Genomic DNA, 12,646 nt, shown 5'->3' with positions numbered 1-12,646 from the left:
CATCGGACGCCCCCAGGAAAGCACTCAGTCGGAACGGAGATCAACCCCTCGTTTTGAAAAAGGGCTATACTTTTTAATTTGTCACCTTGATTTCATTGACTTAATAGTATTTCAACAACATGAGACGTCTTAATGGCGTCTTTTTCTTTTGATTGCTACTGTCAGTAACAAATAAGAAAGGGTGAACGGGAACGATGATGAAAAAAGCGAATTTATTATTGTTACTACTATTGCTGTTTGTTCTTGGAGGGTGCTCCAAAACGAAGCAGCAAGATGAAAAACCTGAAAATGCTACAACCTTAACAACTTCAAATCTTGACATTATTGCTGACAATCTACAGGCACCTTGGTCTATTCAAAAAAGTGGCGATGTTTTTTATTTATCTGAGAGGCCAGGAAATATTGTAAAAGTTGAAGATGGTAAGGTAGAAAGGCAACATGTAGAACTTAGTAAAGAGCTTTCTACTGCTTCAGAGGCTGGGTTATTAGGATTTGTTCTAGCTCCTGATTTTCTTGAATCAACAAGGGCATATGCCTATTATACGTATGTTGAGGATTCTAAACAGTTTAATCGGATTATCACTTTAACGTTACAGGATAACAAATGGAAGGAAGAGAGTTTGCTAGTTGATCGTATTAATAGTGGTACGTATCATCATGGAGGTAGATTAGAAATTGGACCAGATGGCAAGCTTTATGCAACAGTTGGCGATGCAACGGAACCTATGCTAGCACAGAACTTATCCACGCTAGAAGGGAAAATTCTACGCTTACATTTAGACGGATCTATTCCAAATGATAATCCTTTTCCTAATTCCTATGTTTATAGCTTCGGCCATCGCAATCCTCAAGGTTTGACATGGACATCAGATGGCAAGATGTATGCAAGTGAGCATGGAAACTCAGCTAATGATGAGCTCAACATCATACAAAAAGGACAAAATTATGGTTGGCCAATTATAGAAGGCAGTGAGGAACGACAAGGGATGGTTGCTCCAATCGTTACATCTGGTCTTAATACAACTTGGGCTCCTTCAGGAATGGATAATAATAATAAAAAATTGTATGTGGCAGCATTAAGAGGAACGACAATATTGGAATTTACTATGGAAACACTCGAAAAAAGAGAGCTAGTTTCAGGTCTTGGCCGTATTCGAGATCTGTATATAGACGATCAATCTCTTTATTTCATTAGTAATAATACAGATGGGCGTGGAAATCCTTTGACAAATGATGATAAGCTATATCGAATTGCATTAGAAAATTGAAATATTGGTGGATAAAAAGCTGGAGATAATGTTGCAGATTAAGTAAATGTTCCTATATTGAAAAAAAGGTGCTTAAAAATTAGGCACCTTTTTATGCTATGACATGCTGCTGAGTATATTTGCTTTCTGTATAATTGGTTTTTTTAATTTTAATTTCGTTTCAATATCATTCACAAAGATCTCAAAATAAAACTTAAGTTCCTCAAAACCAGCGTGAGTATGCTTTTTTACATAATGGACATAGTCATTACTCAAGGATTTTACTACATGGGCAGCGACGGAATTAGATATATCCTGAAAATATTCTGTCAGACATTGATGCAAGGAGGAATGTTTTATTTGTTCTTCTAGCTCTGGAAATTCGGCAAGTAAATAATCCTTAACTAGAATTTCTAGTGCCATTCGATAGCCAGTCGTTGCTAGTTCAATTTGATCCAAATTTTCTGCCAATGCAGCTTGTCTATAAATATTAGCAAATTGAGGAGAAAATTCAGCGATAATCATTGGCACCGCTTTATTTGTCATCTCTGGATATACAGAATGAAAAGTAATACTGTTATTTGAAGTTTTACGGAAATGTGTAGTAACAAAGCTTTTCTTGCAACCTACACACGAATGTGAAAGAAAATTCATATCATAATGTAAATCATAAGATAGCTTTTTTGCATCAATAGTCGATGGAATCATCCAGACATAGCAATGTGGACATTGCTTTGGTATTGAATAAGTAACACCATCGAAATAAGCGACGTCTAATGTTGTAGAAATTGCTTGAAATTCTATAGCCATAATTCACACTCCCTCTCAGTAAATTATAGCAATATCTTTTGCTCAATCACATGGTAATAATTATCTGTATTAGCTCCAAGAGGTACAAATAATCTCTGGCACTTCATAAAAAAATGTTGCTGAGCTAGGGCAAGATTATTTAAAATTAGTAAATTAACGACTAATTGGGATAATAGCCTCTATTCGATACTCATTATGCTATATGTAGAGAAAATATTATACGATTGTGAAATTTGTTTATCTTCATTCAGTTAGATATTTTCTGTAGCGAAAGCAAACCAGCAGCTACAATTAACCAAGACCAAATTGATTTATAATAAATAACAGAAAGCTCAGTTTCCTTAAAGAGGAAACTGGCTTTCAATGAATTATTGTGCAGTATCTGTAGCATTGTCAATAATGCTTTGTGGAATATCAATTGTTTTAAGATGGTTAAAATCAGTGTATGTCACAATAGACTTTGTTTTCATAGATAATTCCTGATCCTCAATTTTCATGATTAAATCAAAGTTCATATCCATTTTATTTGTGTCAAATGTTTCTTTATCGATGTATAGTACATAGTTTATTTTATCAATTGTTAAGTTATCAAGAGGATTTTCCTCAAGACCAAGTCCTTGCATTGATTTGTTAATCTCAGAATCGATAAGTTCTTTAAACTGATCGCCCTTTGCATCTAAAGTTAAGATATATGCATCATTTGTTTGCTCGAATTTAAAATCTTTTATAAACTTTTTAAGCTGTTCTAATTGCTCTTTCGCGTCTGCAGAAGATGCAGTTTGTTCTAAAATTGCGTCAAATTCTTCGCTCGGCATTTTAAACCAACTATCTGTAGTTGTATCCTTCATGAAAAAGCCTTGGTCCTGCTTCATGTACATTTCAATTGGCATTTCTGTATTTTGCTCACCCTCGCCAAATATATCTGGCATTGTCATTGAACCTGATAAATGCATTGCAAGTGGATCGCTAATTACATCCATCTCCATTTTTGAATCGATAGAAAATTCCATTGCTTCTTCGCCTGATCCCATTTTTGTTTCTTGAGTCATTTCCATTTTCGCACTTGCGCTTTTAACGTCTGCTTGGCGATCTACTGCTTTGTCATACACTTGCTCTAAAGTAAGTTTACTTGTTTTAGTTGTGTCTTTCGTTGGAGTAGCACTACTGTTACAAGCTGCTAGTGTTAATGCAAGTGCTCCAACACTTAAAACCTTAAAAAATTTGTTCATTTCTTTCATCTCCTATTCTTGGTAAAAAACAATATCTACTAGTATACATAACTATAAAAGGAAAAGATTCATTATTTTAAATAAAATTTTAATTCAATATTAAAATAATAGTAAATGCCCAATTTATACCTTTCTTTATATGCCTTCTTGCACATTAAGTAATAAAAAGAGATAGTACATGAATAATAAGTGTAGGATGTAGTATCAACACTTGGTTAGAGGAATTGGAAGTACTGACAATGTTTAAGTTGAGTCTAATGTAAAAGCTGAAAAATTAACTTTGATTTCATTTTTTAAACTGTGGGTATTGGGGGAGGTGGTTTATTTAAATGAAGTAAAAGTTATTTTTGCAAAAAGAAAAAGCCGAGAAAATGATAGCATTTTCTCGACTTTTTTATCAGTTATAGCCCCAAATCATTGCAAATAATGTACCAATGATTGTGACAACACCTACGAATACAGAATATAAAATCGTTGTATATAACGTTTTCTTATCTTCGGATTCACCGATGTGCATGAATAATACTAATTGTACAGTCGCTTGTGCAAGTGCAGTTACTAGTAAAATGCCAAATGCCATATTAAGTGACATATCGAATTTCACAACTGCTAAAGCTACAATTGTAAGTAATAGTGAGAAGCCGAAGCCCATCACATGTTGTTTTGGGAATAATTCCTTCATCAGCTAATCAGTCCTTTCAAGTAGACGAAGCTGAAGATGAAAATCCAAACAACGTCTAGGAAGTGCCAGTACAGTGAGAAGATAAACGCTTTATTAGCCGTTTGTGGGTTTAAGCCACGTTTCGCTACTTGGATTAAAATGGCAACGCCCCAGAAGAAACCGAATGTTACGTGGGCACCATGTGTACCAAGTAAAGTCATTAATGATGATAAGAATGCGCTTGTTTGGATTGTTGCACCTTCATGAACATATGTCACAAACTCATCAATCTCAATAGCTAAGAAGCCAAGACCTAATAGCAGCGTAATGATGAAAAATGTCATCATTGCTTTTTTATTGCCAATACGCATTGCATGAACACCAAGACCAATTGTGAAACTACTTGTTAATAATAAGAATGTTTCCCATAATACTGGTGTTAATTCAAAAATTTCAGCGCCATTTGGACCGCTACCTGTGCGTGTATGAAGTGTGAAATATACAGTAAATAATGTAGCGAATAACACGATTTCGGCGCCAAGGAAAATCCAGAAACCAAAAATCTTCAGGCGATTTTCCTCTGTACTATATTCTAATGGAAGTGAAGAATCGATTTTCATATTATTTATCACCTCTCAAGCTTTTCTCAGTAGCCATAACTTCCTCAACTGAAATGTAACGACCATGATCTTTTTCAAATGAACGATGAATCATAAAGCCAAATACACCAATCATACTAATGATGGCTGGAATCCATAGGTTAAATACAGCAAAGAATGCTGCAAGGAAGAAGAATCCGCTCATCCAGAATGGAGTGCCAGTGTTGTTCGGCATATGAATTTTTTCAATTTTACCAGCCGTAATATCACGACCTTCTTTTTTCGCAAACCAGAACTCATCTAAACGAGTTACAGTCGGTACTACTGCAAAATTGTACTCTGGAACTGGAGAATGAGTAGCCCATTCTAATGTACGACCATCCCAAACATCTGCTTTTTCATTACGAGGCATATGCTTCCAGCTGTAGTAGATATTGTACACGATTAACGCGAAGCCTACAGCAAGTCCAAGTCCACCGATGAACGATAGCATGTTCAATGGACCATAGCCAGTTGACTCAGAGTAAGTATACATACGACGAGCATAACCATCTAAACCTAAAATGAATAATGGGAAGAATGTAACGTTGAAACATACTGCAATAAACCAGAATCCAGCTTTCCCTAATTTTTCATTTAAACGGAAACCAAACATTTTTGGCCACCAGTAGTGGTAACCAGCAAGTACACCAAATACTGTCCCTGGAATTAATACATAGTGGAAGTGGGCAACTAAGAACATCGTATTATGATATTGATAGTCGGCACTTGCCATTGCTAGCATAACTCCTGTAACTCCACCAATTGTGAAGATCGGAATAAAGCCAAGTGCGTAAAGCATTGGAGTAGTAAATTGAATCTTCCCATGCCTCATTGTTAGCAACCAGTTAAAGATTTTAACCCCAGTCGGAACTGCGATTGCCATTGTTGTAATAGAGAATACACTGTTTACCATTACACCATGACCCATTGTATAGAAGTGATGGGCCCAAACTAGGAATGATAACAATGAAATAACAACCATACTCATAACCATTGATTTGTAGCCGTATAAGTTTTTACGTGCAAATGTAGCAATGATTTCTGAGAAAATACCGAAAGCTGGCAGGATAACAATGTATACTTCAGGATGTCCCCAAACCCAGAATAGGTTGGCCCAAAGCATGTCCATACCCCCATTTTGCATGGCAAAGAACTGTGTACCGAATTGACGGTCAAGCATCATTAATGCAAGTGCTACAGTTAACACTGGGAATGCAAACACGATAATAACGTTTGTAATTAAAATTGACCAAGTGAACATCGGCATTTTCATTAATGTCATACCAGGTGCACGCATCTTAATAATCGTTGTGATGAAGTTTACACCTGTCATTAACGTACCAATACCTGATAATTGTAGCGCTAAAGAATAGTAGTTGTTCCCAACAGTAGGACTAAACTCTGTTCCTGACAGCGGGAAGTAGGCAGTCCAACCAGCATCTGGAGAACCACCAATGATGAATGATAGGTTCAATAAACCTGCACCAGCTGCAAATAACCAAAAGCTAACTGCATTTAGACGTGGAAAGGCTACGTCACGTGCACCAATTTGCAGTGGGATAACAATATTCATTAAACCAATTACGAATGGCATGGCCATAAATAAAATCATTAATAAACCGTGTGTTGTAAATATTTCATTATAGTGTTGTGCATCTAGAAGGCCATTGTCTGGAACCGCCGTTTGTGCACGCATTAACAATGCATCAATACCACCGCGGAAAAGCATTAAAAGCGCTACAGCGATATACATAATACCGATTTTTTTATGGTCAACAGTTGAAAGCCAGTTTTTATAGAAATAGCCCCATTTTTTGAAATAAGTAAGGCCAGCAAAGATAACAACTGCTCCAACGACGATACTAATAGCTGCCGCTAAAATCATCGGTTCTTGCATTGGATGGAAAATTTCTTCCATACTCATTGGATGCGCTCCTTTCATATTTAAAAATTAATGTGAATGTGTTGCATTAGAATTTTCTTGTGAATCTGTTGAATGGTCCTCATGATTCATCTCAGAGTGATCCATTTCATCGTCAGACATGTTCATATGTTCACTATGTTCCATAGGAGCAGGACTAAATTCTAAGTGTGTGGATGAATAGCTTGAACGACCAACATGCTCAGCTTTTAATAGCTCATCAAATTTTTCTTCTGTTAATGGATTTTCATTTGCCTTTACATCAGCAACCCATTTATCAAAATCTTCCTGCGTCATAGATTGTGCCTCGAATTCCATTTCAGCAAATCCACGACCACTAAAGTTGGAGTTACGTCCCATATATGAACCAACATCATCAGCTGCTAAGTGAATAGTAGTCAACATGTCGCTCATTGCATATTTTTGACCTGCTAATTGAGGTATCCAAAAACTTGTAATTGGTCCGAAAGAGTACAGTTTAAATTCAATTGGACGATCAGCCGGAATATTTACGTAGTTTACTGTCTCAATCCCTTGCTCTGGATAGCTAAAATGCCATTTCCAGTTAGAAGATGAGGCATAAATTACAAGCGGCTCTTGATTGTCATAACCTTCTGGCTTAGCTTCTACTGTACTTGTTGTTCTAACTGTAACGATTGCTAAAAACGCTACAATAATAATTGGAATAACTGTCCATGTAATTTCAAGTAAATGACTGCCTTCTTCATGAGGTGGCTCATAATTAGCAGGTGCTTTTGAAGCACGATATTTTGTTAGCATAAATATTAAAAGTACATACACGACTAATAATATAAAGGCCATTGTGATAATGGATAAAATAATTGTGTCTGATAATGTTTTAGCATTTGGTCCTTTTGGATCTAAAATTGTTAGAGGCTCACATCCAGCAAGAATGGCAAGGGCACTAAATGCTACAAACATTAAGCTTAACTTCTTTTTCATGTTTGACTCCTTTCTATAGAACGGCTATTCATAAATTTCATGTTAAAGTTCACATTTATAAATAGATGAGTAAATAAGGTCACCTCTTTTATTTGGTGTACCAATCAAAGTCCTAAAAATACTTACAATGGCATGGTTCATTATGAAACATTGAATCTAGTGTTTGATTGGTCTAGTGCAAGCGTTTGCAAAGCCATAAATCTGTGCAATCGAATTAAAGACAATGTGCCATAATCCATCAACACAAATGTCGTTGTTTGCACATTGGATTATACGCTCCGTTTTACAGAAAAAAAATTATTTTGTTATAAATTTAATAGTAAGAGGGGGGTGAATATGAACATTTTTTGAACAAAAAACATTATTTTAATATTGGTATTTTAAGGCTTTGTAAAATAAACACTGTTGAAACGTTGAAAATACTGAGTTTGTGATATTTACCTAAGTAAATGATTTTTTTTGTGAAAATATCATTTCACATTTTGGACGTCATTTTGTAATAAAATATACGTGAAGTCAAAGAGGGTGAAACATTTTGATTGCGTTTTGTAGAAAAAAGGAGTACGCCAAAAATTGATTTGAGGATAGAAAAGGATAAATTTTCAATGTAAGGAATGATTATAAAGGGGAAATTCGGAATGGGATATTAATTATGTTAATATAATTAAATAACTTCGTAAATATCCAAATATTAGGTTGTTTATATTTTGCTCGAAAAGTAAAATATGTGCTAAAAAAGATAGCAATCTTAGTAAACTCTAAGATCGCTATCTGAAATTTAAGAAATCAAGCTCCAAGCTTTAGCCATTTTGCAACTTGTCCATAAATGGCATTTTGAAGCTGAGGTGTTCGATTATTCATTTTTAATGCAAAATATAATGTTTTCATGATATTTAGTGTACATGTACGCCCGCTAAAAAAGCTCTCGTTATAGCCTTGTGTTACTAAATGCATTTCAAATTTATCAAAGGCTTGCTGAACGAACTCTATTAATGCTTCTTCAGAGTAGTTTCGATCTAGCAGGGCTTCAATTATAGTAACTAAGCGTTCCTCCTCATCGTTTACATAGACGGTATTTTTCCACGAAACAAGTTTTAATGCATGCAAAATTGCTGGTGCATACTGTAAATCGAACTTAGGGTGTTTAATCGTCATGGTCGCTAAATCGGCACCATGTGCAATACTGTGCGCCCATCCCTTGTCTGGAACAAATCCTCGTGTATCTTTTTCTAATAATAAATACCGTCCTATCTTTTGAAAATAAAGTTGCAGTCGATTGGCATCTAGTATTTGTAGTGTAGCATCCTTTGATAGTATCCCAGCAATCAATAATGCAGAAAATGATCGTGTAAAGACACTATCTGTCATTTCTTCCCCTATGTTCAAAAATAAGTAGTTGTCACTAGTGGCTCTATCAAATAAAGATTGTAGCTGCTGTGTAGTCAGTAAATTATCACTGAGTAGTTCAATAAAAGTGCGGTATATTAATTGATCCCGTAATTCAGCATCCGGTGAACCAATATGGACTAACATTTCTTCTAACAACAAATCGCCATTTTTTATCATGAATTCTTGGCGCGTGGTAAATGTCATAGTAGAAAAAGACTTCAATGCATCTTTAATATTCATAGCTATTTCCCCCGAAGTTAAATAATTTTCCATAAAAGCATTTTATCATCATCACAACATTTTTGTTTGGAATGGTGCCTTATACAGACAAGTTAATGAAATTGTAAAATTTTCTAGTGATATAGAAGCATATTTACAATGGGAATTCCAGAATCTATAGAAAGTTGATATGATAGAAACGCCACAAAAAGGATAAACTTATTCAAAGACACAAAAAAAGACATACCTATTTAAGTATGTCTGGCTCTAACTACAGGATCACAGCTGATTTAATGCCAATTGGCCAATCTGTAACTGTACGCTGATTTGTTTTTAATTCTACAAGAATATTTGCATTTTTAATGGCATCTATTAGCCATTCACTGTAATGAAGGTTCGGTTGAGGATGCTGTAGGATTCGCTGCATATCTTTTTTATCTATACTAAGAAGTCTATAGTTGCATTCAATGTGTACACTTTGGGGAACAATAAAAAGTGACTCATGTTGATGACCAATTGAAATGGAGCCAGGAATGTAACCTTGGATACTTATAATATGTGTAATAGCTTCTTGTACGTATGAATCAACCTTTGTACGAGTAAGAATTTCAAATTCAATTGGATAATCTCGTTGAGGACCATCCGCTGTAGAATGTGAAATAACTTTTATCGATAGTGAATCAAATGTTGGAGAGATACAATTTTCAAACTCACTAACTGTATCCATTAATTGCATGTATTCCACTCCTTGTGAAGAACTTATTTTCTTATATGCAGAAAAAACAAAGGTCTGCAATGATTTATAAATAATAGATATTATTAATTATAATACAATTTATTACAAAATATGAATGCAAAAGTAGAGAATTTTTGTTCAAAATACGCGTTTGTTGCGAAATAGGAAGTTGTAATAGCATAGTGATGCATCAGCTCCTGTGAAAATGCGAGAACTCTGCACCTAGGAAAAGGCTCGTCAGTTTGCTTATGGATAGAGGGACATCCTGTGTCATTTCGGTTTCATATTCTGGTGGAGAGTCTACCTTTTAAAGTGCAATGAAATAGTAGTAAAGAGGTGAGGGAATGACAAAGCGAAAACGACATGTTATAAAACATGACAATATTGTTGTTTTTCCGGGTGCTGTTCAGACATTAATACGTGAAGGACATTTGTATGCCGAAAAATTTCAATATGAAGAGGCAGTGGCCAGCTTTGAAAAAGCATTTTTATATGAAGCAGGAGATGAATTAGCGTTAAGTGCCTATGCTTATGCTTTATATGAATTAAAGTCGTATAACAAAGCTAAAGATGTTTGTGAGCAATTGCTTGCTATGGGTACGACTTTATACGTGGAAATAATGGAATTATATATTACGGTATGTATGCAGTTGAAGGAGTACCATCAAGTGGAATCTTTAATTACGACATTGCTTGAGGAAGATGTGCTTCCACTAGATCAGATTGAAAAATTTCAACGATTAAAAAGCATAAATCAAGAAGTGGCAAGAAATCTTCAACAAAAGGAAGATGCACAACAATTAATAGAAGATCAAGAATATGAACTACTGAAATTCAGTATGCTTACACCTGATGAACAATCCATTCGGTTACATCGTTTAATGGATACAAATGTGCGGCAATTAAAAACAGCTTTAAAAGCTATCATCGAATGTACAACTATTCATCCGTTTGTTCAGAGTTTAGCGCTCATATTATTAGTTGAACAAGAAGTATCCATTGATATTACAGTGTCTAAATTTGATCAAACAATGGTGACAAATCCAATCAAATTGGTATTACCAAATCAGTTACCTCAGTATTGTGAAGTGAAAAAAATAATTGAACATAAATTACAGCAAGACCCAACAACATTGGAAATGGTACAATATTTAATGGCGAAGCATGCCATTGTAACATATCCATTTGAATGGCACCCATTTGAAGCGGATGATATTGCCTATAGTTATGTTGACTTTGTGCAATCTATGCTCGGAAAAGTGCAGGAAATGGACTACGAACTCATCGAATTTTTACAAATGTTAGAAAAACTAACAGAACTACATGAGGTATGAAATAAGTTGAAACTATACGCATCTATGTTATACTAAAATGGTTGTCAAAATCGTAGTTACGAATGAATTGTCTAACATTTAAACTTGATTATTTATTTGGAGGTATTTATACATGTCAGCAAAATGGGAAAAACAAGAAGGTAATATCGGTACTCTTACAATTGAAGTACCTGCTGTAGAAGTAGATGCGGCAATGGACCAAGCATTCAAGAAAGTTGTAAAACAAATTAACGTACCAGGTTTCCGTAAAGGTAAAATGCCTCGTAAAATGTTTGAACAACGCTTTGGTATTGAATCTCTATACCAAGACGCTTTAGAAATCATCGTTCCTGATTCTTATGCAAAGGCTATCGATGAAGCTGGAATTATGCCAGTTGATTATCCAGAAATTTCTGGTACAGAAAACTTCGTACATGGTCAAGATTTCACATTCTCAGCTCAAGTAACAGTTAAACCAGAGCCAAAACTTGGTGAATACAAAGGATTAGAAATTACAAAACTTCCAGTAGATGTTACTGATGAAGATGTAGAAGCGCAAATTCAAGAACAATTAGCTCGTAAAGCAGAGCTTGAAATTAAAGAAGACGAAGCAATCGTAGAAGGCGATACAGCTGTTATCGACTTTGAAGGATTTGTAGGCGAAGAAGCATTTGAAGGTGGAAAAGGCGAGGACTATCCACTAGAAATCGGATCAGGTTCTTTCATTCCTGGTTTTGAAGAGCAACTTGTTGGTGTAAAAGCTGGCGAATCAAAAGACGTTGTTGTTACTTTTCCAGAAGAGTATCATGCGGCTGAATTAGCAGGAAAAGAAGCTACTTTCAAAGTAACTGTAAAAGAAGTTAAAACGAAAGTTCTTCCTGAATTAAATGACGAATTTGTGAAAGAATTAGATCCAGAAGTAGAGAACGTTGATGCTTTACGTGCTAAAATCAAAGAACAAACTGCTGCACAAAAACAAGCAGAGTCAGATGCAGCACTACGTGATGAATTAGTAGAAAAAGCTGCAGAAAATGCAGAATTTGAAGTTCCAGCAGGTATGATTAACTCTGAAACTGATCGTATGTTACAAGAATTCGGTCAACGTTTACAAACGCAAGGTATGAACTTAGATCTTTACTATCAATTCTCAGGTCAATCAGAAGAAGATTTACGTGGACAAATGAAAGAAGAAGCTGACAGCCGAGTTCGTGTATCATTAACGCTTGAAGCAATTGCTGAAGCTGAGAAAATTGAAGCAACTGAAGCTGATATCGAAGCTGAATTAGAAAAAATGGCTGCTCAATTTAACATGACAAAAGATCAAATTACAGGTGCATTAGGTGGCACAGCAGTTCTAGAAAATGACATTAAAATTCAAAAAACAGTTGAATTTTTAGTAGAAAACGCTAAAATTACTGAATAGGATTTTTTTGTAACTTGATAGAAAAATTAAAACAAGGTACGGCATTATACCGTGCCTTGTTTTATCACATATTCTTTCTTTAGTTGAAAGCCAA

General features: G+C 35.1%; 11 protein-coding genes. 3 read left to right on the top strand and 8 right to left on the bottom strand.

Annotation, left to right across the window (positions count from 1 at the left end):
- Positions 1 to 194: 194 nt before the first annotated feature.
- Positions 195 to 1,268: a PQQ-dependent sugar dehydrogenase gene (locus AC1RNS_RS04900; RefSeq protein WP_492991178.1), complete on the top strand. Its 1,074-nt coding sequence runs from the start codon at positions 195 to 197 to the stop codon at positions 1,266 to 1,268.
- 96 nt (positions 1,269 to 1,364) lie between these two features.
- On the opposite strand, the gene AC1RNS_RS04895 is transcribed toward AC1RNS_RS04900, so the two are convergent.
- The 8 genes from AC1RNS_RS04895 to AC1RNS_RS04860 all read right to left on the bottom strand — a co-directional run bounded on the left by AC1RNS_RS04895 (position 1,365) and on the right by AC1RNS_RS04860 (position 9,816).
- Positions 1,365 to 2,057: a hypothetical protein gene (locus tag AC1RNS_RS04895; protein WP_492991176.1), complete on the bottom strand. Its 693-nt coding sequence runs from the start codon at positions 2,055 to 2,057 to the stop codon at positions 1,365 to 1,367.
- A 368-nt stretch (positions 2,058 to 2,425) separates the two neighbouring features.
- Positions 2,426 to 3,286: a DUF6612 family protein gene (locus tag AC1RNS_RS04890; protein WP_492991175.1), complete on the bottom strand. Its 861-nt coding sequence runs from the start codon at positions 3,284 to 3,286 to the stop codon at positions 2,426 to 2,428.
- A 397-nt stretch (positions 3,287 to 3,683) separates the two neighbouring features.
- Positions 3,684 to 3,968 (bottom strand): cytochrome aa3 quinol oxidase subunit IV, encoded by a 285-nt coding sequence (gene qoxD / locus AC1RNS_RS04885; protein ID WP_004226585.1) that lies wholly within the window; start codon positions 3,966 to 3,968, stop codon positions 3,684 to 3,686.
- The gene (gene qoxC, locus AC1RNS_RS04880; RefSeq protein ID WP_492991174.1) at positions 3,968 to 4,567 is read right to left on the bottom strand and encodes a cytochrome aa3 quinol oxidase subunit III; all 600 of its coding nucleotides are present in this window, start codon (positions 4,565 to 4,567) and stop codon (positions 3,968 to 3,970) included. Before qoxC ends, qoxD begins: the two co-directional genes overlap by 1 nt.
- Before the next feature lies 1 nt (position 4,568).
- Positions 4,569 to 6,512, bottom strand: coding sequence for a cytochrome aa3 quinol oxidase subunit I (gene qoxB / locus AC1RNS_RS04875; RefSeq protein ID WP_492991172.1), 1,944 nt, complete (start codon positions 6,510 to 6,512; stop codon positions 4,569 to 4,571).
- 27 nt (positions 6,513 to 6,539) lie between these two features.
- On the bottom strand, positions 6,540 to 7,472 hold the full coding sequence (gene qoxA / locus AC1RNS_RS04870) for a cytochrome aa3 quinol oxidase subunit II (RefSeq protein ID WP_492991171.1): 933 nt from the start codon (positions 7,470 to 7,472) through the stop codon (positions 6,540 to 6,542).
- A 786-nt stretch (positions 7,473 to 8,258) separates the two neighbouring features.
- Positions 8,259 to 9,101 carry a DUF2785 domain-containing protein gene (locus tag AC1RNS_RS04865; RefSeq protein ID WP_492991169.1) on the bottom strand — a complete coding sequence of 281 codons (843 nt, stop codon included), beginning with the start codon at positions 9,099 to 9,101 and terminating at the stop codon, positions 8,259 to 8,261.
- 250 nt (positions 9,102 to 9,351) lie between these two features.
- A complete protein-coding gene (locus AC1RNS_RS04860) occupies positions 9,352 to 9,816 on the bottom strand; it encodes a hypothetical protein (protein ID WP_492991167.1) in 465 nt (154 codons plus the stop codon).
- A 344-nt stretch (positions 9,817 to 10,160) separates the two neighbouring features.
- Between AC1RNS_RS04860 and AC1RNS_RS04855 the strand changes: the two genes are divergently transcribed.
- Both AC1RNS_RS04855 and tig read left to right on the top strand, forming a co-directional pair.
- Positions 10,161 to 11,150, top strand: a complete 990-nt coding sequence (locus tag AC1RNS_RS04855) for a tetratricopeptide repeat protein (protein WP_492991166.1) — start codon at positions 10,161 to 10,163, stop codon at positions 11,148 to 11,150.
- A 112-nt stretch (positions 11,151 to 11,262) separates the two neighbouring features.
- On the top strand, positions 11,263 to 12,552 hold the full coding sequence (gene tig, locus AC1RNS_RS04850) for a trigger factor (RefSeq protein WP_492991165.1): 1,290 nt from the start codon (positions 11,263 to 11,265) through the stop codon (positions 12,550 to 12,552).
- Positions 12,553 to 12,646 lie beyond the last annotated feature (94 nt).

The organism is Lysinibacillus sp. GW821-FHT14F06 (genome assembly GCF_058803665.1).
This window is presented reverse-complemented; position numbering and strand designations above follow the sequence as displayed.